This is a genomic window from Bradyrhizobium sp. USDA 4341 (assembly GCF_054063755.1).
On the sequence record NZ_JBSSGO010000001.1, the window covers coordinates 189630 to 213492 of the forward strand.

A 23863-nucleotide genomic window follows, 5' to 3' on the forward strand; every position below is an offset into this window, starting at 1 on the left:
CCGATTCCATTTCATTGACTGAGTGTCGTTCGCTTCTACGATTTGATCGCATCTGATGCCGACAAATCCGGGTGCAACATGTCTCAGTCTGATATCGACGCCGCGGCTCGCGAGACCTTGCGTCTGATTGGTCCCGATCCGCAGAACTGGATCCCGGATCGCGAGGGGATCGATCACAACGTCGCCATCATTGGAGGCGGGCAATCGGGAAGCACTTTCGCCTTTGCATTGCGTCGTGCCGGCCTTGGCAAGGTCACTGTGATCGATGCGGCAAGCGACGCGGCTTCGTCCGGTCCATGGCTGAGCAGCGCGCGCATGCACAAGTTGCGGACGCCAAAGAGTTTGTCCGGACCCGAGCTCGGTTTGCCCGGACTGAGCTTCCAGGCCTGGTATGAAGCCCGCCATGGGGCGGCCGCATATGAAGCGATCGATCGCATTTCCCGCGTGGATTGGGCCGCTTACCTCGATTGGTATCGCAAAACGCTTCGTATTGAGGTGCGCTACCGGACGAAGCTTCTCCGTATCGAGCCCGTGGGAGATCACCTGCGGCTTCATCTCGACGTCGCCGGCGAGGCAAGGACCGAAACCGCCCGCAAGATCATCCTCGCCAGCGGTTTCCCTAGCAACGGCGGTCCGTCCATTCCAGACGTACTCTCGCGCAATCTGCCAAAGGAGCTTTACGCCCATACGCTAGAGGCGATCGATTTCGGGACACTGCGCGACAAGTCGGTCGCGGTCTTGGGCAGCGCGGCCTCCGCGTTCGATGCCGCAGCAGTTGCGCTCGAGGCCGGGGCGAGGGAGGTGCACCTGTTCGCGCGTCGCGACAAGGTCGCCTCGGAGCCCGTGATCAGGACGCGCGGATATCCGGGCGCATACGACAATTACGGGGCGCTCCCGGACGCGGTCCGTTGGCATCAGGCCATTCGCTTCCGTCGCGCGGGGTCCACACCGCCGCCCGACGCAATCGCGCGCGCAGTCAAGTTCCCGAACTTCCACCTTCATCTGGCCGCGCCGTGGACGTCAGCTAAGCCGTTCGGACGACGGCTGCTTGCGACCACGCCGCAAGGCGACATCGCATTCGACTTCGTCATCGCCGGTACGGGTTATCAGGTCGATCTCGCCAAGCGGCCGGAATTGACCGCCTTCTTCGATGAGATCTTGCTGTGGCGCGACCGCTTTTCGCCGTCTGCAGACCAGCAAGACGATACCCTGGGCGCACATCCCTATCTTGGTTCGGGACACGAATTCCTGGAAAAGGCGCCCGGGCGCGCGCCCTATCTCCGCAACATCCACGTCTTCAACCCCGCGGCGTTCGTCAGCTTCGGCTTGCCGATTGGAGACGTGCCGAGCTTCAAGCGCGATATCCCGGGCGTCGTCGCGCGGATCAGCAGGGATCTGTTCCTTGACGATCTCCCCGCGCACGAGACCCGTATCAATGCCCCGATCGCCGATGATTTCGAAGCTGCGCTCTATGCACCGGCCGTGTGGCGCGCGCCGAACACCGTAGCAGCTGAGTAGAACAAAGCGCAGATAACAATCGGATACGTCGTGCGGATGCGTGCAACTGTTTTCCGGGTCCCTCCAACTTTGGAAGCTATTTCCGAAGTCCTTGAGTTAGCATCATGCGGCCGAACAAGAGGCTGCATTGATGCAGCCTCGTCGGGAAGATCCCGACAGACGCGATCACCCTCAGAGCAGACGACAGTTCGCAAGAGGATCGATCACGACATTATCTGTTCTCTCTCTGCCATCGCTTTCTGCGATCGGCGAATGGCGGAGCCTTGTCCAAATGGGATCGCAGTCTTGGGGAAGATGACATGACGGACGCAAGCACCATCGACAACGTCATTCCGCGGGCCAATATCGTCAAGCGCTCGGCACGGATCGGCGCGGAGATCAGGAACATCAAGCTCTCGGGTGATCTGCCGGACCAGACGATCGCGGCGATCAACCGGGTGCTGCTCGAGCACAAGGTCATCTTCTTCCGCGGCCAGGGCCATCTTGATGATGCCGGCCAGGAGCGTTTTGCCCACCGGCTGGGCAAGCTGGTGCCGCATCCGACCGTCGGCGCCACCAAGGGTACCGCATCGATCCTGGAACTGGATTCCGCGCGGGGCGGCGGCCGCGCCGATCAGTGGCATACCGATGTCACCTTCGTCGATGCTTATCCCAAAATCTCGGTCCTGCGTGGGGTCGTAATCCCGGAGTTCGGCGGCGATACGATCTGGTCGAACACGGCGGCAGCCTATCTCGATCTGCCGGCTCCACTCCGCAAGCTCGCGGACGAGCTCTGGGCGGTGCACAGCAATGCCTATGACTACGCAGTCAAGACCCGGGCGAGCGAAGCCGACAGGAAGCACTTCGAGGAGGTCTTCACCGGAACGATCTATGAGACCGATCACCCGGTCGTTCGCGTCCACCCCGAGACCGGTGAGCGGACGCTGGTGCTGGGCAACTTTGTCCAGCGCTTCGTCGGCCTGTCGAAATATGACAGCCAGAAGCTGTTCGACCTGTTCCAATCGCACATCACCGCGCCGGAGAACACCGTGCGTTGGAACTGGCGGCAAGGCGATGTGGTGATCTGGGACAATCGTGCCACCCAGCACTATGCCGTCAACGACTATGGCGACGCCCACCGTGTGGTCCGGCGTGCCACCATCGACGGCGAGGTGCCGGTCAGCATCGATGGCCGCAAGAGTGTGACGCGCGTCAAGGCGGCCAAGCCGCAGGCAAAAGCCGCCTGAAACGACCGAGGGAGCAAAGACAATGAGGGTAGTCTCTTCCGCCTTTCCTCGCCTGGCTGCTGGCTTGCGTGCAAAGGCCCGACAACTAACCTTGGCCGGCCTCGCGCTGACCGGCCTTATCGGCAGCGCCATGGCCGAGCCGCCTCTCGAAAAGACCGAGATCCGCTACCAGGGCTGGGCCGGCCAGGTGACGTTCATCGAGCTGGCCGACGACCTCGGCTATCTCGCCCCGCTGAAGCTGAAATGGGTCGGCAACACGATCAGCGGTCCCCAGGACATCCAGACCGTGGTCACCGGCGACATCGACATCGGCGGTGCATTCTATGGTGCGATCATCAAGCTGATCGCGGCCAAGGCGCCGATCAAGGCGGTGGTCGGCTACTACGGATCGGACGACAACACATATTACGGCTATTACGTGAAGGAGGACAGCTCAATCAAGACCGCGCGGGACCTGATCGGAAAGAAGGTCGCGGTCAACACGCTCGGTGCGCACCTCGAATTCGTGTTGCGCGAGTACCTGGCCCGCAACGGCCTGACGCCCGCCGAAGCCAAGCAGGTGACATTGGTCGCGATCCCGCCCGTCACCGGCGAGCAGGCATTGCGGCAGGGGCAGGTCGAGGTGACGACGCTGAACGGGATCTTGCGCGACAAGGCGCTCGAACGCGGCGGCATCCGCAGGCTGTTTGCGGACACGGACATCTTCGGAAACTTTACCGGCGGCTCCTACGTGCTGCGGGACAAGTTCATCAAGGAGAATCCCAACACCTCCCGCAAGTTGATCGAAGGCGTCTCGCGCGCGATCGCCTGGGCCCAGACCACTCCGCCGGAGGACGTGCGCGCACGGTTCGAGCGCATCATCGCCGAGCGCAAGCGCAACGAGGACGCCACGCCCATCAAGTACTGGAAGAGCACGGGCGTCGCGACCAAAGGCGGATTGATCGGCGATGCCGAGCTCCAGGTGTGGATCGACTGGCTGGTCAAGGATGGCTTGTTGAAACAGGACCAGTTCAAGCCGTCGGACCTCTATACCAACGCGTTCAATTACTTCCGCCCAGGCAAGACCGCGGAGGCCAAATGACGACGGCCAAGATACGCTTCGAGCACGTCCGCAAGGAATTTTTTGTTCGTGGCAAGGATGGCGGGCCGGCGCAGAGCTTCACCGCGCTGGACGACATCACACTGGATGTTCGTGACGGCGAGTTCCTGACGCTGGTCGGGCCGAGCGGCTGCGGCAAGTCGACCTTGTTGGATCTGCTTGGCGGCCTGACGTCGCCGAGCAGCGGGCGCATCCTGCTCGATGGGAGGCCTATCGCGGGACCGGCGCGCGACCGCGGCATCGTGTTCCAGCAATATGCGTTGTTTCCCTGGCGAACGGCGGCGCAGAACGTGGAGTTTGGGCTCGATATCGCCGGCCTGAAGGCCAGAGAGCGGCGAGAGAAGGCGCTGCATTACCTCGATCTGGTCGGGCTATCCGGGTTTGCCGACCGCTATCCGCACGAGCTCTCCGGTGGCATGAAGCAGCGTGTCGCGATTGCCCGAAGCCTCGCCTATGATCCGGAGGTGCTGCTGATGGACGAGCCGTTCGCGGCGCTCGACGCGCAGACGCGCGAGACGCTCCAGGGCGAGCTGCTGCAGATCTGGCGCCGCACGGGAAAGACTATCCTGTTCATCACCCACGGAATCGACGAGGCCGTCGTCCTCGGCCAGCGGGTTGCGGTGATGACCTCGCGGCCCGGCCGCATCAAGCAGGTCGTCGATGTTCCCGATGAGCTGCACAGCGTGACCGAGGACGTCCGCTCGCTGCCCGAATTCGGGCGGGTGCGGCATGACGTGTGGTCCCTGCTGCGCGACGAGGTCTTGAAGGCACAGGGATCGGAGGTGCCCGTAACGGGCGAACGCGATCGCGTCGCCAATGCGAAGGAGTTGGCGCATGTCTAATCTGGAGATCCTGACGCTGCTCGAGCTTGCGGAGGGGCGTCCGAAGGACCGGACCGCGCAACACGCCGGCGCGTTCGCGGCCGTGACAGGCAACCTCGCCCGGCGATTTGCAGCCATCGGGCAGCGATCGCTGCTGCTGCTGCTGTTCTTGGGCGTCTGGGAAGCCGTACCGCGGCTGGGTCTGGTCGATGTGACGTTCTTGCCGCCGTTTTCCGAGGTCATCGCCGCCGGGTGGCAGCTCGCGCAGACCGGAGAGCTTTACGACGACGTCGCCGCAAGCCTGTTGCGAGCGCTGAGTGGGTTCCTGATCGCCGTCGCCCTGGCGGTACCATTGGGCCTGTTGACCGGGTGGTATGCGCGCCTCGGCGACTTCCTGAATCAGATCATCGAGATCGCGCGCAACACGGCGCCGCTGGCGCTGCTGCCGGTGTTCATTTTGCTGTTGGGGATCGGCGAGCTCTCGAAGGTCACCATGGTGATCTATAGCTGCGCCTGGCCGCTGCTGCTGAACACGATCGCAGCCGTCCGCCAGGTCGATCCGCTCCTGGTCAAGTCAGCGCGGACGATGGGCGCTACGCCGAGCCAGCTGTTCCGCAAGGTGATCCTGCCGGCGTCGCTGCCGACCATCTTCGTCGGGATTCGGCTGGCGAGCGCCTCGGCGATGCTGGTGCTGGTGGCGTCCGAGATGGTCGGGGCGAAGTCCGGGCTCGGCTATCTCATCATCAACAGCCAGTACAGCTTCCTGATCCCGCAGATGTATGTCGGCATCCTCGGAATCACGGTGATCGGCCTCATCTTCAACGCCATCCTCGAGGCGCTGGAGCGCCGCCTGATGCGCTGGAAGGCGCCGGCTGCCTAGCCCTGCTTGTTGCGGGCGGTGGCCTGCGTCACGATGCTGTTCGCTGGCACGTCCTGGGTTACCCAGACATTGCCGCCGATCGTCGAGCCGCGGCCGATCGTGATCCGGCCGAGGATGGTCGCGCCGGCATAAATCACGACGTCGTCCTCCACGATCGGATGGCGCGCATCGCCCTTGATCAGATTGCCCTCGTCATCGGTCGGGAAATGCCGCGCGCCGAGGGTAACGGCCTGGTAGATGCGGACGTTATCGCCAATGATGGCGGTCTCTCCGATGACCACGCCAGTGCCGTGGTCGATAAAGAAGCCGGAGCCGATGCTGGCGCCAGGATGAATGTCGATCCCGGTCCGGGTGTGCGCGATCTCGGCGATCAAACGCGCCACAAGCTTGGCACCCAGGCCGTGCAGGATATGGGCGAGGCGGTGGTGGATGACTGCGGTCATGCCGGGATAGCCGATCAGGATCTCCGGAAAATTCCTGGCGGCGGGATCGCCGACGAAGGCGGCCCTGAGATCGTTGATGAGAAGCCCGCGCACGGAAGGAAGTCGCGAGGCGAAGGTTCGCGTCAGTTCGACCGCGTCCTCGCGTCGGAAGCCGGCGCTGAGCTCGTCGCCGATGAAGAGGGCGCCGCGATGGATCTCGTCGCACAACGAGTCCAGCGCGACACTGAGGGTATTTCCGACGAAATAGTCTATATTCTCGCCATCGAGCTCGGAGCGGCCGTAGTGCCGTGGAAACAGCGCTGCGGTGAGGCCGTTGAGGATCGCCTCCAACGCTTCGCGCGATGGGGCTTGCCGCGGCTTGCCGTCCCTGCGAATGCTGTGGGTCTCCTCCCGCGAGACGCGCAGCTCCGTGACGATCCGGTCGAGCTGCCATCGCCTCGGTGTCGACTCCGGCGTGCTCTGATCAGGAGTGGCCGGTGGAATTTCGCGTTTCATGCTGCCTCGCTTCGCGATGCCGGAGATCGAGAGGCGGCAGGATCGTCGCTACCTGACATGCGCCAACGGGATGCTAATCTCGGCGAGCAGATCCAGATCGACGTCTTGCCTGATCTCGATGTATTGGCCGTTCCAGTATGCCAGTCCCGACAGCTGGGGCGACAGTTCGAAGCCCAGAATGCTGCCGACGATAATGCCGTGCGAATATCGTTCGATGATCTCCTCCACCTGGCACTCAACCGTCGCCAGGGAATTGCCGAGCAGAGGAACGCCTGATGCCCCGGGCGTCCAGGATACGCCTTCATAGCGTTGCGCACCTTTGAGCCTGCCGTTGCTGAACCGGCTCGCCAGCTCCTGCTGGTCGGATCCGAGAATATTGACACCAAACACCCGATGACGCTCAATCGGGGCGAATGAAGATGCGTGACGATTGACGCTGACCAGCAGACGAGGTGGACTCGCGCTCAGGGACGTCAGCGACGTGACAGTCATTCCTGTGATGTCTTCGTCACGTCCGGCGGTGATGATGCTCACGCCACCGGCGAGACGACGCATCACCGCACGGAACTGGTGTTCGATCTCATTGCTGTCGGTGACGAGATGGATGTCCGGCTTTCCCATATTTATCTCTCCGTGCGTCGGACCGTCGAATGCCGACGCGTTCCTTCTCAGAAGAAGCCCTTCGCCGGCAATGGCGTGCCGTTGATTTCGTGGTCTCCGATCGAGCGCGCCTTGTAGGTGGTCGGGTTATGCGATGACAGCGTCCGCGCATTGCGCCAGTGACGATCGAAGTTCGCGACCTTCTTGGTGGCCGACGCGCCGCCGACGTCGAACAGCAGGCTACCGCCGCGGATGGCGAAATCGTCGGCGATGATTTTTGCCTTGGCCGAGAGCAGGGCGGCGGTATGCGCCGCATCTGCCGCGTGAGGCGCACCGGCACCGAAGGCGTCGGTTGCGATGTCCAGCGCCTCGGCGGCCGCCAGCACGACGGTCTCGGCCGCAAAAGCGCCGCTGGCGATCTGGCCGACTGTCTGCTGGAGCAGCGGATCTTCGGTCGGAACCTCGGTGGGCGCGTAGTAGAAAGTGCGCTTGCGCGAGCGGACCAGCGCGGTCGCATCACGCAGCGTTGCGCGGGCGATGCCGGCAACGATCGCAGTCAGGAAGAGCTGCGCAAACGTGTTGGAATAGGGCACGCCATAACCGCCGTCCGGCGTGTCGAACACCACTTCCTGACGCTGGACCCTGACGTTACGGAAGTGCGTGGTGCCGGTTGCCGTGAGCCGCTGCCCGAGCCCGTCCCAGTCGTCGACCAGCTCGATCCCGTCGCGCTTGATCGGCAAGATCGTGGCGCCGGTCGCGCCGGATGGATCGGCCGCGCGCACCAGTACATAGTCTGAGTACAATGTGCCGGTACTGTAATATTTGGTGCCATTAAGTAGGTAATCGCCGTTCCCGTCGGGCGTGAACGTCGTCCCGGGGGTGACATTACCGACCCGTGGGCTTTCAAGCTCGGTCGTCGCAAGCCCGATGATGGCGCCCTCGGCGACCGCCCTCTGCCATTGCCGGCTCTGCTCGTCCTTGGGGGTACGCACCAGGCGCTCGACCACGCTGAAATGGTTGCGCAGGATATGCGCGACATTGGCGTCGGCCTCGCCAAGGCGGATGACGAAAGCGAAGAGATCGCGGATCGTGCTGCCGGCGCCGCCGGCCTCCACCGGGAGCCGCAGCGCGCCGAGGCGGTCCCGACGAATGAGATCAATGACCTCGAACGGCAGAACGCGGTCGCGCTCGCGGTCACTGGCCCCCTCGGCGATCTGGTTGAGCAGGGCCCCGAGTTCCGGAGCGCCGGCCTTGAGCGCCTCCGACGGCGTCAGGGAGGGCGTGGATATGGTCTTGTTCATTGCCTTGACCTGCTGGAGCGCTCTCAAAGCTGGGCGAGATGATCGGCCACCCTGACCGGCTCGGGCAGAACCTTGCGGGCGACGAGCCAGTCGGCGGCCTTTTGTAGCTCGCTGACGAACTGCTCGTCATTGACCGCGAAATAGCGATACTGGCGCTTCAGCGCGGTGAACTGGACGCGGAGTTCATCGCTGTACTTGCCGGCCTTCTGCGCGATGTACTCGGCGTCCTTGGCGTTCTCCGAGGCCCATTTCCCTTCGGCGCGGAACGCATCGTTCACGGCCCGCACCAGCGCGGGATTATCCGTCGCGAATTTGCGAGTGGTCAGGTAGGACGTGTAGTCGATCTGGAATTCGAGATCGCGGCCTTCCAGGAAGATGTCGTGCGCCTTGTATTCAAGCCGCGCGATATCGACGCCGGGGCTCCACATCGACCAGGCGTCGACCTTGCCGGAGGCAAGTGCCGGCGCGGCATCAGGCGGATTGAGATAGACGAACTTCACCGCGGAACGGTCAACCTTGTGCTTCTCAAGCGCGGCGACCAGCAGGAACTCGCCGAGGCCGGAGCGGTTGACCGCGACCGACTTGCCGACCAGGTCCTCGATCCTGTCGATGCGGGAGCCGTCCTTGGCGATGATCGCCGTAGTGCGGGGCTCATAGACCACGAACTGCGTGAACACCAATGGTGAGCCTGCAATGATCGCGGCCAACGCCGGGGTCGTGCTGCCGCCGAAGCTGAAGTCGGCACTACCGCCGGTGACGGCCTGTAATGTCGGTGCATGGTTCGGGAAGGGCCCAAGCCATTCGACCTTGATGCCGTCCCTGGCCAGCACCTTCTCGAACTCGCCGCGCTCCTTGGCGATCAGATTGAGGCCGCTCAAGCCCCAGGTCAGGCGAACCGTGTCGGTGGTCCGGCCGGGCGCGGCCTTTGCGAAGTCGCTGATATTCATGGCAGCGAGCGCGCCGATGCCAAAGGCTGCGGAGCCGAGGAAGCTGCGCCGGGATGGTTTGGCGGATGAGAAGTCGGACATGTCGGCCTTCCGGATGACTAGCTGGGAGAATGGGGGACCACGCCAAGCTCGCCGAGGAGTTCGGCGCGCGAGATGGGTGTCGAGCCGCGCACTGCGCGATGCTCGAAGGCGATCGCGCCGTTGCGCATCACGAGGATGCGATCGGCAAGCGCGATCGCTTCGTCGACATCGTGGGTGACGAGCAGGACGCCCGGCTGATGATTGGCCACCAGTTCGCGGACCAACTGGTGCATGCGGATACGGGTTAGCGCATCGAGCGCGGCAAACGGCTCGTCAAGCAGCAGAAGCTCGGGCTGCTGCACCAGTGCGCGGGCGAGGGCGATGCGCTGGGCCTGCCCGCCGGAGAGATTGCGGGGCCAGTCTTCGAGCCTGTCACCGAGGCCGACCTCGGTGAGCGCTTCAGCGGCGCGTTCACGCGCGGCCTGAGCCTGCAGGCCGAGCGCCACGTTGCGCCAGAGATTGTCCCAGGGCAGGAGCCGGTGTTCCTGAAACACCACTGCCGGCCGGCGGGGCGCCACGATGCGGCCACCCTGGATGGGATCGAGACCGGCGAGGGCGCGCAGCAGCGTGGTCTTGCCGCAACCGCTCTCGCCCAATAGGGCGACAAACTCACCGCGCTCGATACGAAGGTTCAGCTTCTCGATGACGATGCGGCTGCCATAGCTGCGCACGAGATTGCTGACAACGACCGCCGGTCCGGATTCGGATGGCGCGGCGTAACGCGGAGCGACGTGAACGTTCATCGCGCCGCTCCGTAATTCGGATGCCAGGCGAGCAGGCGCCGTTCGAGCAAGCGGGCAATGGCGTCGGCCGCGATGCCGATCAGCGCATAGATCACGATCGTCAGGATGATCACGTCGGTGCGCAGGAATTCACGCGCATCCATCGCGAGAAAGCCGATCCCCGATTGGGCACCGATGGTCTCGGCCACGACCAGCGCGAGCCAGGCCGTTGCCAGCGCATAGCGCACTCCCGTCAGGATCGACGGCAGTGCGCCCGGAAGGATGATCCGGCGGATTAGTTGGAGCGAGCTCAGGCCCTGGACGCGACCCAGTTCGAGCAGCTTGGGATCTACCTGGCGGATGCCAAGCACGGTGTTGATGTAGATTGGGAAGGTGACGCCGAGCGCGACAAGAAAGATCTTTTCCGCCTCGCCGACGCCGAGCCAGACGATGACCAGGGGGAGCGCGGCGAGGAAAGGGACGGCCCTGATCATCTGCACGCTGCGGTCGATGGCGGCCTCCGCGACCCGTGAGAAGCCGACGAGAACCCCAAGCGTCACGCCAACCGCGGCACCAATCGCAAAGCCTGCCGCGGCGCGCAGCAGGCTGACACCGAGATCGTTTAATAGGCTCCCGGTGGTTGCAAGCTTGAATGCAGTACGGACGACCTTGCTCGGTGCTGGCAGCACCTGTGGCGAAAGCCATCCCGCCTGCGCAAGCGCCTCCCAGATGAGGACGAGCAACAGGGGTGCAAACCAGGAGAGGAGTTGAAGGCCGCGAGCGCCAAGCTTGCTCGATGGTGCGATCGGAGCGGCTGATTTGCCGCTGGCCTTTGACGGCGGCGCGTCATCCGCGCCGATCACCGTGCGGTCGATTTGGCTCAGTTCGATATTGCTCAAGACGTGAGACCCCGTTCCACGCACTGCATCTGATGCAGGAGGTGCGACGCCAACAACATGCCGTCCGGGGAAAATGTCCCACGAAATCGCGCCGACAGAAATAGAGCGCTATTTCAATTGTCGTTCGCTCAGGAGTGATCTGCTGCCGTCACGGCACCGGTGCGCGACAAAGAAAATCTTTTGAGGTGGATGTGCTTGATCTTTCGTCAGCCCGCGGCGAGAACGCGTACCGATGCGATGGCATAGTGAGAGAAAGTTGCGGGAGAGCACGATGGCGATTGCACCCATTCGTTTCGGCATCTGGGCGCCGGTGCATGGGCCGCGAGCCGCGCACCATGACCCGGAAGAGCCCTATGATGCGTCATGGGAGCGTAATCGGGATCTGGTGCTCGCAGCTGAAGAGCTCGGTTATGACTCCACGCTGATAGCGCAACATACGATCAATCCACATCAGGAAGATCTCGATCAACTTGAGGCCTGGAGCGCCGCGGCGGCGATTGCGGCGCTGACCAGGCGCATCGAGATCATCGCCGCGATCAAGCCCTATCTCTATCACCCCGTCGTGCTGGCGAAGCTCGCACTCGGCATCGAGAACATCAGCCGCGGCCGCTTTGCGATCAACCTCGTCAATGCCTGGAACCGCCCGGAATTGGAGAAGGCGGGGATAGGCTTTCCGGAACATGACGCTCGGTATGCTTACGGCACGGAATGGATCTCGGTCGTCTCCCGCCTGATGGAGGGGGAACGCCTCAACTACAGAGGCGATCACTTTAACGTCTCCAACTATGCGCTGCGCCCGACCAGCCTGTACCGCAAGCGCCCTGCCATCTATGTCGGCGGAGAATCCGAGCCGGCGCGCGACCTGGTCGCTGGCCACGGTGACGTCTGGTTCATCAATGGTCAGCCCCTGGACGATGTCGCCGGCCTGATCGCCAATGTCGCCGCGCGCCCGCGGGGCGCGGCGCCGCCGCTCCGTTTCGGTCTGTCGGCCTTCGTCGTCGCGCGCGAAACGCGGGAGCAGGCGCAGGCGGCCTATGAGCGGCTGCTCAGCCTTGCTGCAAAGGATGCACCGATGAGGGCCATCCAGAAGCAGAATACCGACCCCAAGGTCGTGATGATGCAGACGATGCAGAAGACGCCGCGCGTCGGCAGCAATGGCGGCACGGCAGCGGGACTGGTCGGGAGCTATGACGAGGTCGCAGCGCGCATCGAGGCCTTCCATGCAGCCGGCATTGAGCTCTTCATGCTGCAATTCCAGCCGTTCGAGGCCGAGATGCGCCGATTTGCGCTCGAGGTGATCCCGCGCGTGCGGGCGAAGCAACTTACCGGGCCCGCCGAGCGGCTCGCCCGGTCCCTTGGATAATCATCGGTGCCCTATAGGCAGACGGAGCCAATCTGTTCGGCCCCGGCGGGTTGGGCAATGTGCCAGGATGAATTCAGTTTTCGGACGGCAGCCTCAAGCTCGTTGCCATCGCCACAACGGAGGCATGTGGTCGTCTGAGATTGCGGGCAATCTTGCTCGTCGGCAGTCCTCGATCGAGCATGCCTCGCAGCTTATGCTTTTCTACTGCGGTCCAAGGACGTTCATTTGAGGGGCTGGAGCGTGGTGACAGCTCGCTGTCTGCTGTGCTCTTGCGTGGCGATGGGGCGTGCATGAAAACTCCATGAAAGCGCGTTATCGAGCCATCATCGTGACCTTCCAGTCAATATCCGTCCTCAAATAAAGATAATTTGTTTGCCGACATGATGTGTCCCGCGGAGTTTTGCCTCAGTGAAAAGAGCACTTTGGCAATAGCGTTCCTCGACGCGACAGCGCCGTGGACCGCTCAGACTTGTCGCCAACGATGTTCGGTGAGCTCGCCGCAATGGCGAGAACGGATATTTACGTTCCCAATTCGCGATGGTCGACCTTTTGTCACACGATTGGGCCGGTTGAGATTATTGTTTCGAACGGGCCAGACATGCGCCGCCGTGAAAGGCATGCGATACGAGCAACGCCGGTTTCTCTGACGCAAAGACGAACCGATGTGTTCGCAGGCGCTGATTGGATTCCCAGTGTGCCGTAGAATGATTTCTTCTTTGGCGTCGGACGCGACGGTAAGCTTCGTCTATTTCGGCGCAAATATCTGAAATTGCCAGAAGCACCATCTCGCGAGATCTTTCTTCGAGCGCGGCGGACCTAGGACCGCGCGGAGATCGATCCGGAGACGAGCGATGACAAATCCATCTGGCCGTGCCGAAAAACTCTCGAGCGCGGCAGGATCGCTCGTGTTGGACGCGGATGTCCTGGTGCTCGGCGGCGGCCCCGCAGGCACGTGGGCCGCGATCAGTGCCGCGGAACATGGCGCGCGCGTCGTGCTTGCGGACAAGGGGTTTTGCGGCACGTCCGGCGCGACCGCGGCAGCCGGCACCGGCGTGTGGTACGTCGATCCCGCTCCAGAACGCCGCGAGGCGGCGATGACGAGCCGCGAAAAGCTAGGCGGCTATCTCCAGGATCGCCGCTGGATGGCGCGCGTGTTGGATCGGACCTTCACCCAGAGTAATCGGCTCGCCGAGTGGGGATACCCTTATCCGGTCGACGAAGGCGGCAAGCCACAGCGGAATTCGCTCCAGGGCCCTGAATACATGCGCCTGATGCGCAAGAGGACAAAGCAGGCTGGAGCCACCATCCTGGACCACTCCCCGGCACTCGAATTGCTCGTCGACGAGAACGGCGTGGTTGCCGGCGCCGCGGGTCTGCGACGCCAGAGGGGTGACCGTTGGGTTGTCAATGCCAAGGCCGTGGTGATCGCCACAGGTGGTTGCGCCTTCCTGAGCAAGACCCTGGGGTCGAACGTGCTGACCGGCGATGGCTATCTCCTGGCTGCCGAAGCCGGTGCGGAGTTCACCAGCATGGAATTCTCGAATGCCTACGCGATCTCGCCGGCATTCGGTTCTGTGACGAAGACCTTGTTCTACAGCTGGGCAAGCTTCACCGACGAGGACGGTAGCCTCATTCCGGGAGCTTCATCGAAGGGCGGCCGATCGGTGATTGCGCGCGCGCTTCGAAAGGGGCCGGTGTACGCCCAGCTCGATGAGGCGGACACCGAGACGCAGCGGCACATGCGCGTGTCCCAGCCGAACTTCTTCCTACCGTTCGACCGAACCGGTATCGATCCCTTCACGCAACGTTTTCCGATTACACTTCGCCTCGAGGGTACCGTCCGCGGCACGGGCGGCCTGCGGATCGTCGACGACACCTGCGCCACCACCGTTCCCGGTCTCTATGCGGCGGGCGATGCGGCGACCCGTGAACTGATCTGCGGCGGCTTCACCGGCGGTGGCAGCCACAATGCGGCCTGGGCGATGTCGTCAGGATATTGGGCAGGCCAGGGTGCCGCCGGGTTCGCGCGGCAGTTGGGTAAGACGAGCAAACGTCAGGTATCTCGACGCGGCACGGTTGCCTTCCGTTCAGGCAGCCGGAGACCCCTGCAGGCCGAGAACCTCGCGCGAGACGTTCAAGGCGAGGTGTTCCCGTACGAACTGAACTATTTCCGCGAGGCAGGACGGCTGGTGGAGTCGCTGCGCCGCCTGGATGGCTTCTGGTCGGATGCTTCGGATACCGGTGCGCCGGACGAACAGGATCTGCTTCGTACGCGGGAGGCGGCCGCCATGCTCGCGACCGCGCGCTGGATGTATCGCAGCGCGCTGGCGCGTCAGGAAAGCCGGGGAATGCATCGTCGCGACGACTACCGTGAGCTGGACGACCGCTACCGCCACTATGTGACGACCGGAGGGCTCGACGAGGTCTGGACCTCAGCTCGCCCGCTGGCGTTCGCCCAGTACTCGGAGGCCGCAGAGTGATCGAAGTCATTGATACCGAACGGTGCACCGCCTGCGACATCTGCGTGAACGTGTGTCCGACCAACGTCTTCGACAGGACCGACGGGATTCCGCGGATCGCCCGCCAGAATGACTGTCAGACCTGCTTCCTGTGCGAGCTCTATTGCCCCGAGGACGCATTGTTTGTCTCGCCGTTCGCCGACGCGCCCCAGGTGGTCGATGTTGCGGCGTTGAAGGAGGCCGCCCTGCTGGGCAGCTACCGACGTGCGGTGGGCTGGACCGACGAAAGCCGGCAGCTGCGAGCGGCCGATCGGAGCTACCGACTGTTCGGCCATTGAAGCTTACGCCACGTGAGGAGTTCGTCGGCGGCGCCGGTAGGGTCCGGCTGTCGAACGTGTCAGAAGGATGATCATGTCGCAGATCGATCTTGCCTGGGGCAGCGGCCCGTCGGCGCGCTATGAGGTGCTCGCCGCGCCGTTCCGGCCATTGTTCAAGTCGATCAGAGAGGGCGCGGTCGTACGTGATATCGAGCGGCGCTTGCCGTACGACGAGATCAGGGCCTTGCGCGAAGCCGGCTTCACCGCCGTGCGCGTGCCCAGGGATTTCGGAGGTGCCGGAGCCAACCTCCCGGAGCTCTTCAACCTTCTGATCGAGTTGTCGGAAGCCGACTCCAACGTCACGAATGCGGTTCGATCGCATTTCGGCTTCACCGAGGACGTCATCAATTCGCCCGATCGAAAGCGACGCGAACTATGGCTGCGCCGGATCGGCGACAGGACGTTCTTCGGGAACGGGCACAGCGAAGTCGGCGACACCAAATTGCGGGCCTTCTCGACAACGGTGTCGAGCAAGGGCGGTCAATTGGTGCTGAACGGCAAGAAGTATTACACGACGGGGACGCTGTTTGCCGATTGGATCAATACTGCCGCCCAGCATGAGAATGGCGATCCGGTTGGCGTGGTCGTCTCACGCCATGCCCCGGGCGTCGAGGTCCTCGACGACTGGGATGGCTTTGGCCAGGCCTTGACCGCAAGCGGGACAACTTTATTCACCGACATCCCGGTGGAGGGCAATCAGGTCATTCCGGTCAACGAGCGCTTCAAGTATTCCAATCCATTCTATCAGCTCGTTCATCTTGCAACGCTCGCCGGTATCGCTCGTGCGGCGGCCAACGACGTGGCGGGGCTGGTCAGAAAGCGCACGCGCGTCTTCAGCCACGGAAATGCGGACAGCGCCGCGGCCGACCCGCAGATCCTCCAGGTGATTGGGAAAGTGCGCGGAAACGCGTATTCGGCAGGCGTAATCGTCTTGAAGGTCGCCGAAGCGTTGCAGCGCGCTCATGAGGCGCAGCTGCCGGGCGATCCGGATCGAACGGTTGCCGCGATCGCGATCGCCGAGATCGAGCTCGATCAGGCCGTGACCGTCGTTTCAGACTTGGTTCTGGAGGCAACTACGATCATCTTCGATGCGCTCGGGGCCTCGTCGACGGCGAAAAACCTGGCGCTCGATCGCTATTGGCGAAATGCCAGAACCATCGCGACACACAATCCGCGTGTCTACCGTGATCGCATCGTCGGTGATTTCGCCGTCAACGGAACGCCTCCGCCGGGGCAATACCGCATTGGGGCGCCATGAGCCCTCGTTGCTCCGAAACGGGTGGCCGGTTGCGTTTCCCAACTGGCGAGGAAGACTGAAACGATGGCGTCCCCTTTGCGATTTGGTGTGTGGGCGCTGACCCACGGCAGCTGGGCCTCACGGCACCATCCTCTCGACCCGCCAGACGCATCTTGGCCGCGCATTCGCCGCCAGATCGGCGACGCCGAGGCTCTCGGATATGACTCGACGCTTCTTGCGCAGCACATCATCCATCCAAGTGGTGACGATCAGGATCTACTGGAGAATTGGACCGGCGCGGCAGCATTGGCCGCAGTCACGAACAAGATCGAACTGATCGCGGCGATCAAGCCGCTGCTGGTGCACCCGGTGGTCCTCGCCAAGATGGCGCTTCAAATCGAGGATATCAGTGAAGGCAGGTTCGCCATCAATCTCGTGAACGCCTGGTACCGGCCGGAACTGGAGCGCGCCGGGATCGGCTTCCCCCATCACGATGATCGTTATGCCTATGGTCGAGAATGGATTGAGATCGTCGAGGGGCTGACCGTCGGCAAGCGTGTGGATTTCCGGGGCGAGCACTTTCGCGTCGAGTCCTATCAGCTCCGTCCGGGTGATAGATTCCGCTCACGTCCCACGATCTATCTTGGCGGAGAGTCCGAGGCTGCGCGCGCACTCGCAGCAGATGCTGCCGACGTCTATTTCATGAATGGGCAGCCGCTCGACGACATTCGCTCGCTGATCCAGGACGTCGCGCGAAGGCCGCGCCGCGGCGCGACGATTCGCTTCGGCATGTCCGCCTTCGTGGTCGCGCGCGAGACCGACGCGAAAGCCCAGAGCGAGCTCGTCGAGCTGTTCACGATTGCCGACCAGGACAAGCCGACCCGGGCGCGCCTCGTCGCCAACGCCGACCCCGATGCGCAGATGTTCAAGACGGCGGCCAAGGAGGCAAGGGTAGGAACGAACGGAGGGACCTCTGCGCGCCTCGTCGGTAGCTATGACACAGTGGCGCGCCGGATTCTCGAATTCAACAAGATCGGTGTCGAGCTCTTCATGCTTCAGTTCCAGCCGGTCGACGAGAACATGCGGCGCTTTGCCGAGCATGTGATTCCTCGCGTGCGGCACCTGCAGGCAAGGGCGGCGTGACTAAGCATGAAGCGGTTATGGCCGACCGGATGATGATCCTTCTAGATCGACGCTGGCACGCGAAGCGGTCAGTACAAATAGGCCAAAACAACGCTCCTTCCATTTCATTGACTGAGGATCATTCGCACTTACGATCCAGCGCTACGATGTGTGGCGCACGATGAGACGAAATCGACCGCGCTAGCACAATCGAGTGTCGCAGACCCTCGGCGCGAATCACGCAGGTTTGGTGAGGGGCATTTCGGAGAACGGTGATGAGCAAAGATCGCCTCTTCCTGTTGAAGCCAGGATTTGAAGATCCGGCACAGCCGGGGCGGTTCTTCGTCTGCCCGCACTGCAACGCGATCGAAGGCTTGCTGGCATCGTTTCCGGGGCTGGCAACTCAGATCGAGGTGCATCGCCTGTCATTCGCGCGACCGAGAGCCGAGATCGTGGAACTTCTCGGAGAGGAGCACCAATCGCTTCCAATTCTCGTCTTCGATCAGACCCGTCCGGTACCCGACGATGCGGATGTCGCAAATGGCTGGCGGTTCATCGACTCATCGGAGCGAATACTCCGCTATCTCGCCGATCGCTACACCTTTCCACATGTCCATCAGTAGGTCGGGATGGAGATCGCCATTGCAAAGCGGCAACGGAGGAAAGCAGGTAGAGACTGGATCTCCTGGGGGAGAGTTCTGAGCCGGCGGGCCCACGCGCGGGGCGGGGCTGTCGATCAGAACGGCTGTCGCGTGAGCTCACGATCGGATGGCGGTCTGGATCGTGCGTCTCACGCGACAGCCTACTCGTTCGTTTCCGAGTGTATGAGGCTGGCCGCAAGGGTCGGGGCCAGGATCGATATCCAGGAAAGGAAGACAGTGTCTTACGACAATTCAAGGCCGCGGCGTCGGCCGGCGAGTCAGGTGTTGCGAATTGCATCTGCGGCATTTGGCTTTGCTCTACTGGGCATTCTGGCGATCGGCCAGTCAGCTGTGGCCGAGCAGGAGAAGCCGCTGCCGATCGGTTTGGCGACCAGCATATCGAATCAGGCCGTCGAGGTTGCAGCTCGGAAGCGGTCCACGCCAAACCGCGCGAGCTCTACGGATCGCTCGCCAGCTTCCCCGGGTCTTGGGAACAGCTCATGACACTGATGTCCCGGCGAGGCTTCGTTGCAGGGACCGCAGCCGCGCTCTCGGTCTCGACGTCCACCCGAGCCCAGGAGGGGGGGCCGCGTGCCGGAGGGCGGCTGTCCTTCGTCATTCACCCCGAACCGACTACCCTCGTGTGTTTTAACACGACGGAGGGACCGGCAATCCAGGCGAGCACCAAGGTCGTCGAGGGTCTTTTGGCCTACGACTTCGATCTCAATCCCAAGCCTCAGCTTGCAACGGCCTGGAGCGTCAGCGAGGACGGCCTGCAATATCGTTTCGAGCTGCGCCGGAACGTAAGCTGGCACGATGGACAGGCCTTCACGTCGGCGGACGTCGTCTACTCCGTGGGCCTATTGAAGTCGGCGCATCCACGCGGTCGCACAACGTTCGCAAACCTCATCGAGGCGACGGCTGTCGATGAGCACACGGTGGTGCTGAAGCTCTCCAGGCCGGCGCCATATCTGCTCTATGCGCTCGCGGCCGGGGAGTCGCCGATCGTTCCGCGACACGTCTATCAGGGCAAGGGCGATCCGCTCCAGAATCCCAACAACCGTGCGCCGATCGGAACAGGTCCCTTCGTTTTCAAGGAATGGGTCCTGGGCAATTATGTCAGCTACGTCCGCAACCCCAACTATTGGGACAGTCCCAAGCCGTATCTGGAGGCCCTGCTGGTTCGTGTCATCCCGGATGGAGCAGCTCGCGCTGTGGCGTTCGAAACCAGCGAACTCGATCTGGGTGGATCGACGCCGGTCTCGCCGCTGGATCTCGAGCGCTTCCAGAAGATTTCTCATCTAGGCCTGGAGACGCGAGGCTACGAATATTCGCCGACGCTTTACGGCATCGAGTTCAACCTCGATCATCCCATCCTCAGGAACATTCAGGTGCGCAAGGCGATCGCCCATGCGGTCGATCCGGCCGTCATTCTCAATGTGGCCTGGTACGGTCTCGGAGAGCGGACGGTCAGCATTGTCAGCCCGACGCTGAAACGATTCTACAATTCCAAGGTGCCCACCTATGCTTACGACCTGAAGGCGGCTGCGCGGTTACTCGACGAGGCCGGATTTCCCTTGAAGGGCCGGTGGCGCTTTGCTCTTACGCACGACTTCCAGCCGTTTGGCGAGAACTTCAAGCGCAGCGGTGAGGCGCTCAAGAGCGCGCTTGCTGCGGTCGGCATTGACGTGACCGTTCGTGGACAGGATTTTCCGAGCTATCTCAAGCGTGTCTACACGGACCGGGACTTTGATTTCACGTTCCATCCATTCACGAACATGTTCGATCCAACGGTTGGATTGCAGCGCTTCTACACGACCGACAATTACCGAAAGGGCGTCGCGTTCACCAATGCGAGCCACTACTCCAATCCGGAGATCGACAGGCTCTTTGCCGAGATTGCCGTGGAGGCGGACGTGGCCGGGCGCAAGGCGTCGATCGACCGCTTCCAGGAGATCGTGGCGGATGAGCTTCCGGTGCTTCCATTGATGCTCAGTAAGCCCGTGACAGTCTACAACAAGCGCGTCGTCGGTCACACCATTGATAGCGCCGGTCCGCAGGGCAATTTCGCCGATGTCTGGCTGCGTGCCTGACTTGCGCTTGGACCAACCGTGGCTCGATGGCGGACGGCGCTCGAGGTCGCGGAAGGGCCAAAGGCCAACCTCGCAATTGTGGATTAGGGGCGTTTGGGTACGAAGGCCGTTGGGTTCGAAGGCTTCCTCTTTCCGGCAACTCGGTGCGCTGCCGCTAACGCTAAACGAGCCCAGTTGATAAACTCCTCTGCGTCGTCGAACAGTCGATCTGGCGCGCGCCAGAAGGCGAGGTCTATAAGTTTTCCCCCTTTGCATAGTTCAAGGGGGGTGACGAACGAGCTTCCTCGAAGATCGCCCGGTTTTCGTCGTCGACCCGAAAATACAGGATATTTTCGGTGACCATCCCGAGCATCGCTCCATCGCAAAATACGCCCGTTTTTCCAAACATTCGCCGCATCGTAATGTGGCCCAGCGGAGTCAGTTGCTCGCGCAGACACTCGGCATATTCGGTGCTCGCAACCATGCGAAGATCCCAAAAGCGAGACGCATGTGAAAGGCAATCCGATGCCTCGAACGCGAAGCGATCGGTTGGAAGAAGCGTGGATGGAGCCACGGTTGGCTGACATTCGCAACGCCAAGATGCCAGATGGATACAGCCGAGTTACGGCCCAGCCCTTGGAGCCACGTCCTAGCTGGCCGGCAGATCCGCGTGATGGCAAGCCACGTGCTGGCCTGTTGGGCTGCCGCGCAGCACCGGATCCTCTCGCCCGCACAGCTCGGTCGCCAACGGACAGCGTGGCTGAAAGCGGCAGCCCTTGGCCGCGTTGCGGGGGTCCGGCAGGTCGCCCGGCAAGGGAGCCGAATATCGCCTGCGCGCCGGGTCCGGTACGGCGTCGATCAGGGCGCGGGTGTAGGGGTGCAGCGGAGTTTTCCAGATCTGCTCATGACTCCCGCTTTCAACGATACGGCCGAGATACATGACGAGAACGCGGTCCGACAGATATCGCACCACCGAAAGGTCGTGCGAAATAAACAGCAATGAAAGCTTCAGACGGCTTTTGATGTCGGCGAGCAGGTTCAGGACTTGAGCCTGCACTGATAGATCGAGCGCGGACACCGGTTCATCGCAGATGATGAGGTCCGGGCCCAGGATCAGCGCCCGTGCGATTCCGATCCGTTGGCGCTGACCGCCCGAGAACTCGTGAGGATAGCGCGATGCCGAATCCTCGGGCAGGCCCACTTGCGAGAGGATCTCGTCGATGCGCTGACGCCGCTCGCTGCGCGAGCCGATATGGTGGACGTCGAGCGGCGCGCCAAGGATATCGCCGATCGTCTGCCGCGGATTGAGCGATGCGAACGGATCCTGAAACACCATCTGGAGTCTGGGGCGGTAGGCCCGCAATTTCTGCTCCGGCAGTGTGGTGAGATCAGTGCCATCGAACGTGATACGACCGGCAGACGGCTCAACCAGCCGGAGAATGGTCTTGCCCAGGGTAGACTTGCCGCAGCCGGACTCGCCGACCAGACCCACGGTCTCGCCGGGCGCGATGTCGAGCGAAACGCCATCGACCGCGTGGACCGGCGCCGATCCCGATCGATAGGTTGTCCTGAGTTCAGAGACCGACAGCAGTGTCATGGATCGTACCGTGCGAGGAGTGGGCGAGTTCTGCGTGACAGGCCACGCGCCGCTCGGACTGCGGCTCCCGTTCGGGCGGGAACTCGGTTCGGCAGGGCGCGAACCGTTCCGGGCAACGTGGGGCGAACGGACAACCTGTTTGGGCGGCGGCAGAGGCGATGCTGCCGGGAATCTCGGATAGCCTGGCGTTTCTGTAGTGCAGCCGATCGTGCAGGCGCGGCGAGGCCGCCAACAGCCCACGCGTATAGGGATGCAGGGGATTATCGAACAGCGCGCCTGGCGCAGCTTCCTCGACCTTCCGGCCGGCATACATGACGACGACACGGTCGGCCCATTGGCCGACGAGGCCGAGGTCGTGGGTGATGAGCAGGAGTGACAATGAGAGCTCGCGGCGTAGCCGATCGAGCAATTCGAGCACCTGCGCCTGGATGGTCACGTCCAGCGCGGTCGTCGGCTCGTCGGCGATCAGGATCTTGGGGCGGCACGCAACCGCAATGGCAATCATGACGCGTTGACGCATCCCACCCGAGAGGCGGTGCGGATAGTCCTCCAGGCAGGCTTCCGGATTGGGAATGCGAACGAGGTCGAGGAGTGCGGCAGCTTCGCGGCGCGCCTGCGCCTTGCTCAGGCCGCGGTGCAGATAGAGCACTTCCGTGATCTGTCGCCCGATCGTCAGCACCGGATTGAGCGACGTCATCGGCTCCTGAAAGATCATCGCGATGTCGCGCCCGCGCCGTCGACGCATCTCGATCTCGGAAAGTGCGAGAAGCTCCTCGCCGCCAAGCCGAATACGACCCGATGCGATGCGAGCCGTCTTGGGCAGCAATCGCAGCAGCGCGAGCGCTGTCAGCGACTTGCCAGAGCCGGATTCGCCGACGACGGCGAGCGTCTCCGACGGCGCAACGCTGAAACTCAGGTTCCGCACCGGGGTGGCGTTCGGAAAGCCGATGGTGAGGTCTTGGACATCGAGCAGGCCGGTCACGTCAGCGCTCCCGGCTGAATCGAGGGTTGAGCACGTCTGTCAGTCCGTCGCCGATCAGGTTCAGCGACAGCACCGTGAGAACGATGACGACACCGGGAAGCGCGGTGAGATACCATGCCGTCCTGATCAACTCGCGTCCGGAGCCGATCATGCTGCCCCAGCTCACGACATTCGGATCGCCGAGACCGAGGAACGACAATGCAGCCTCCATCAGGATCGCAGATGCCACCATCACCGATGCCGTGACGATGATCGCCGGAAGAGCATTGGGCAGAATCTCCCGAATGGCGATCCGTGTGTGACCGAAACCGAGGCTCCGCGCCGCCATGACGAACTCCTTCTCGCGCAGCACCCTGAATTCGGCGCGGACGAGGCGGGCGATCGTCGGCCATGTGACCAGGCCGATCGCCCAGGTCACCGTGACGATGGACGGCTGGGCGATCGCCACAAGGACGATGAGCAGGATGAAGCTGGGTACCGTCTGAAAAAGCTCGATCACGCGAACCAGGACGTCGTCGATGCGCCCGCCGCGATACCCGGCCGTGGCGCCGATGAGGATGCCGACCGTGAGGCCGATCGTGGTGGCGACAAATCCGATCAGGAGCGAGACGCGCGCGCCATGCATCAGGCCTGCGGCAACATCGCGACCGAGCGAGTCGGTGCCAAGGGGATAGGCGAGATCCTGTCCTGGCCACAATAGAGGGCGCGCTACCATCCCGAGAGGATCACCTGGATAGAGCGCAGGCGCCAGGGCTGCGGCCACGATGATTGACAGGAGGAGCAGGCCACCGGCAATGACCGAGGGGTTCTGCCGCAGGCGCCGAAACAGGTGAGGGCGCGCATGGTCCACGTCAGTGGCAACGACGTGCGTGTCCGGTGCATGAATGTTCGGCCAGTCGTAATCGTCGGGTACTGGAACTGGCTGGCCAGCGGCGCTTCGCTGCGTCTGTGTTGCAGATTGGAGAACGGTGTCGGTCATGA

At 62.8% G+C, this 23863-nt stretch carries 22 protein-coding genes; 12 read left to right on the plus strand and 10 right to left on the minus strand.

Going from position 1 to position 23863, the window contains the following annotated elements; genetic code table 11:
- Window positions 1-78: 78 nt before the first annotated feature.
- The 5 genes from ACVIGB_RS00910 (at window position 79) to ACVIGB_RS00930 (ending at window position 5544) form a co-directional block, all read left to right on the plus strand.
- A complete protein-coding gene (locus ACVIGB_RS00910) occupies window positions 79-1518 on the plus strand; it encodes an FAD-dependent oxidoreductase (RefSeq protein WP_456717530.1) in 1440 nt (479 codons plus the stop codon).
- A gap of 299 nt (window positions 1519-1817) precedes the next feature.
- Window positions 1818-2744 (plus strand): TauD/TfdA dioxygenase family protein, encoded by a 927-nt coding sequence (locus tag ACVIGB_RS00915; RefSeq protein WP_456717529.1) that lies wholly within the window; start codon window positions 1818-1820, stop codon window positions 2742-2744.
- A gap of 91 nt (window positions 2745-2835) precedes the next feature.
- Window positions 2836-3825, plus strand: coding sequence for an ABC transporter substrate-binding protein (locus ACVIGB_RS00920; RefSeq protein ID WP_456717528.1), 990 nt, complete (start codon window positions 2836-2838; stop codon window positions 3823-3825).
- Window positions 3822-4685 (plus strand): ABC transporter ATP-binding protein, encoded by an 864-nt coding sequence (locus ACVIGB_RS00925; protein ID WP_456717527.1) that lies wholly within the window; start codon window positions 3822-3824, stop codon window positions 4683-4685. The genes ACVIGB_RS00920 and ACVIGB_RS00925 overlap by 4 nt, the downstream gene beginning before the upstream one ends.
- On the plus strand, window positions 4678-5544 hold the full coding sequence (locus tag ACVIGB_RS00930; RefSeq protein ID WP_456717526.1) for an ABC transporter permease: 867 nt from the start codon (window positions 4678-4680) through the stop codon (window positions 5542-5544). The genes ACVIGB_RS00925 and ACVIGB_RS00930 overlap by 8 nt, the downstream gene beginning before the upstream one ends.
- Here ACVIGB_RS00930 and epsC read toward each other — a convergent pair.
- From epsC to ACVIGB_RS00960, 6 genes are read right to left on the minus strand one after another with little or no spacing between them, the layout of a single operon-like run.
- Window positions 5541-6482: a serine O-acetyltransferase EpsC gene (epsC, locus tag ACVIGB_RS00935; protein WP_456717525.1), complete on the minus strand. Its 942-nt coding sequence runs from the start codon at window positions 6480-6482 to the stop codon at window positions 5541-5543. The genes ACVIGB_RS00930 and epsC overlap by 4 nt on opposite strands.
- A gap of 48 nt (window positions 6483-6530) precedes the next feature.
- Window positions 6531-7103 carry a flavin reductase family protein gene (locus ACVIGB_RS00940; RefSeq protein ID WP_456717524.1) on the minus strand — a complete coding sequence of 191 codons (573 nt, stop codon included), beginning with the start codon at window positions 7101-7103 and terminating at the stop codon, window positions 6531-6533.
- A gap of 47 nt (window positions 7104-7150) precedes the next feature.
- A complete protein-coding gene (locus ACVIGB_RS00945) occupies window positions 7151-8383 on the minus strand; it encodes an acyl-CoA dehydrogenase family protein (RefSeq protein WP_456717523.1) in 1233 nt (410 codons plus the stop codon).
- A 23-nt stretch (window positions 8384-8406) separates the two neighbouring features.
- Window positions 8407-9411, minus strand: coding sequence for an NrtA/SsuA/CpmA family ABC transporter substrate-binding protein (locus ACVIGB_RS00950; RefSeq protein ID WP_456717522.1), 1005 nt, complete (start codon window positions 9409-9411; stop codon window positions 8407-8409).
- Between the two features lie 17 nt (window positions 9412-9428).
- Complete coding sequence (locus ACVIGB_RS00955) at window positions 9429-10154, minus strand: ABC transporter ATP-binding protein (RefSeq protein WP_456717521.1); 726 nt, start codon at window positions 10152-10154, stop codon at window positions 9429-9431.
- The gene (locus ACVIGB_RS00960; protein ID WP_456718245.1) at window positions 10151-10939 is read right to left on the minus strand and encodes an ABC transporter permease subunit; all 789 of its coding nucleotides are present in this window, start codon (window positions 10937-10939) and stop codon (window positions 10151-10153) included. Before ACVIGB_RS00960 ends, ACVIGB_RS00955 begins: the two co-directional genes overlap by 4 nt.
- Window positions 10940-11303: 364 nt before the next feature.
- Here ACVIGB_RS00960 and ACVIGB_RS00965 point away from each other — a divergent pair, with 364 nt between their 5' ends.
- The 7 genes from ACVIGB_RS00965 (at window position 11304) to ACVIGB_RS00995 (ending at window position 20324) form a co-directional block, all read left to right on the plus strand.
- Complete coding sequence (locus tag ACVIGB_RS00965; RefSeq protein WP_456717520.1) at window positions 11304-12395, plus strand: LLM class flavin-dependent oxidoreductase; 1092 nt, start codon at window positions 11304-11306, stop codon at window positions 12393-12395.
- 851 nt (window positions 12396-13246) lie between these two features.
- Window positions 13247-14875, plus strand: coding sequence for an FAD-dependent oxidoreductase (locus ACVIGB_RS00970; protein WP_456717519.1), 1629 nt, complete (start codon window positions 13247-13249; stop codon window positions 14873-14875).
- A complete protein-coding gene (locus tag ACVIGB_RS00975) occupies window positions 14872-15192 on the plus strand; it encodes a 4Fe-4S dicluster domain-containing protein (RefSeq protein ID WP_456717518.1) in 321 nt (106 codons plus the stop codon). Before ACVIGB_RS00970 ends, ACVIGB_RS00975 begins: the two co-directional genes overlap by 4 nt.
- Before the next feature lie 73 nt (window positions 15193-15265).
- Window positions 15266-16489 (plus strand): acyl-CoA dehydrogenase family protein, encoded by a 1224-nt coding sequence (locus ACVIGB_RS00980; protein ID WP_456717517.1) that lies wholly within the window; start codon window positions 15266-15268, stop codon window positions 16487-16489.
- 63 nt (window positions 16490-16552) lie between these two features.
- Window positions 16553-17611 (plus strand): LLM class flavin-dependent oxidoreductase, encoded by a 1059-nt coding sequence (locus ACVIGB_RS00985; RefSeq protein ID WP_456717516.1) that lies wholly within the window; start codon window positions 16553-16555, stop codon window positions 17609-17611.
- A 254-nt stretch (window positions 17612-17865) separates the two neighbouring features.
- Window positions 17866-18213 carry a DUF3088 domain-containing protein gene (locus tag ACVIGB_RS00990; RefSeq protein ID WP_456717515.1) on the plus strand — a complete coding sequence of 116 codons (348 nt, stop codon included), beginning with the start codon at window positions 17866-17868 and terminating at the stop codon, window positions 18211-18213.
- 518 nt (window positions 18214-18731) lie between these two features.
- Entirely contained in the window at window positions 18732-20324 is a 1593-nt protein-coding gene (locus tag ACVIGB_RS00995; RefSeq protein WP_456717514.1) for an ABC transporter substrate-binding protein, read from the plus strand.
- A 232-nt stretch (window positions 20325-20556) separates the two neighbouring features.
- Here the strand turns inward: ACVIGB_RS00995 and ACVIGB_RS01000 are convergent, their stop codons facing one another.
- The 4 genes from ACVIGB_RS01000 to ACVIGB_RS01015 form a co-directional block, all read right to left on the minus strand.
- On the minus strand, window positions 20557-20787 hold the full coding sequence (locus tag ACVIGB_RS01000) for a TfoX/Sxy family protein (RefSeq protein WP_456717513.1): 231 nt from the start codon (window positions 20785-20787) through the stop codon (window positions 20557-20559).
- 165 nt (window positions 20788-20952) lie between these two features.
- On the minus strand, window positions 20953-21900 hold the full coding sequence (locus tag ACVIGB_RS01005; protein ID WP_456717512.1) for an ABC transporter ATP-binding protein: 948 nt from the start codon (window positions 21898-21900) through the stop codon (window positions 20953-20955).
- On the minus strand, window positions 21878-22882 hold the full coding sequence (locus tag ACVIGB_RS01010; protein ID WP_456717511.1) for an ABC transporter ATP-binding protein: 1005 nt from the start codon (window positions 22880-22882) through the stop codon (window positions 21878-21880). The genes ACVIGB_RS01005 and ACVIGB_RS01010 overlap by 23 nt, the downstream gene beginning before the upstream one ends.
- A gap of 1 nt (window position 22883) precedes the next feature.
- Window positions 22884-23861: an ABC transporter permease gene (locus ACVIGB_RS01015; RefSeq protein ID WP_456717510.1), complete on the minus strand. Its 978-nt coding sequence runs from the start codon at window positions 23859-23861 to the stop codon at window positions 22884-22886.
- Between the last annotated feature and the right edge of the window lie 2 nt (window positions 23862-23863).

Coding starts and splice junctions, on each gene's coding strand:
- ACVIGB_RS00910 (WP_456717530.1), top strand. CDS start 79: ATGTCTCAGTCTGATATCGACGCCGCGGCTCGCGAGACCTTGCGTCTG.
- ACVIGB_RS00980 (WP_456717517.1), top strand. CDS start 15,266: ATGTCGCAGATCGATCTTGCCTGGGGCAGCGGCCCGTCGGCGCGCTAT.
- ACVIGB_RS00940 (WP_456717524.1), bottom strand. CDS start 7,103: ATGGGAAAGCCGGACATCCATCTCGTCACCGACAGCAATGAGATCGAA.
- ACVIGB_RS00965 (WP_456717520.1), top strand. CDS start 11,304: ATGGCGATTGCACCCATTCGTTTCGGCATCTGGGCGCCGGTGCATGGG.
- ACVIGB_RS01000 (WP_456717513.1), bottom strand. CDS start 20,787: ATGGTTGCGAGCACCGAATATGCCGAGTGTCTGCGCGAGCAACTGACT.
- ACVIGB_RS00930 (WP_456717526.1), top strand. CDS start 4,678: ATGTCTAATCTGGAGATCCTGACGCTGCTCGAGCTTGCGGAGGGGCGT.
- ACVIGB_RS00995 (WP_456717514.1), top strand. CDS start 18,732: ATGACACTGATGTCCCGGCGAGGCTTCGTTGCAGGGACCGCAGCCGCG.
- ACVIGB_RS00950 (WP_456717522.1), bottom strand. CDS start 9,411: ATGTCCGACTTCTCATCCGCCAAACCATCCCGGCGCAGCTTCCTCGGC.
- ACVIGB_RS00970 (WP_456717519.1), top strand. CDS start 13,247: ATGACAAATCCATCTGGCCGTGCCGAAAAACTCTCGAGCGCGGCAGGA.
- ACVIGB_RS00955 (WP_456717521.1), bottom strand. CDS start 10,154: ATGAACGTTCACGTCGCTCCGCGTTACGCCGCGCCATCCGAATCCGGA.
- ACVIGB_RS00915 (WP_456717529.1), top strand. CDS start 1,818: ATGACGGACGCAAGCACCATCGACAACGTCATTCCGCGGGCCAATATC.
- ACVIGB_RS00925 (WP_456717527.1), top strand. CDS start 3,822: ATGACGACGGCCAAGATACGCTTCGAGCACGTCCGCAAGGAATTTTTT.
- ACVIGB_RS00985 (WP_456717516.1), top strand. CDS start 16,553: ATGGCGTCCCCTTTGCGATTTGGTGTGTGGGCGCTGACCCACGGCAGC.
- ACVIGB_RS01005 (WP_456717512.1), bottom strand. CDS start 21,900: ATGACACTGCTGTCGGTCTCTGAACTCAGGACAACCTATCGATCGGGA.
- epsC (WP_456717525.1), bottom strand. CDS start 6,482: ATGAAACGCGAAATTCCACCGGCCACTCCTGATCAGAGCACGCCGGAG.
- ACVIGB_RS01015 (WP_456717510.1), bottom strand. CDS start 23,861: ATGACCGACACCGTTCTCCAATCTGCAACACAGACGCAGCGAAGCGCC.
- ACVIGB_RS00945 (WP_456717523.1), bottom strand. CDS start 8,383: ATGAACAAGACCATATCCACGCCCTCCCTGACGCCGTCGGAGGCGCTC.
- ACVIGB_RS00990 (WP_456717515.1), top strand. CDS start 17,866: ATGAGCAAAGATCGCCTCTTCCTGTTGAAGCCAGGATTTGAAGATCCG.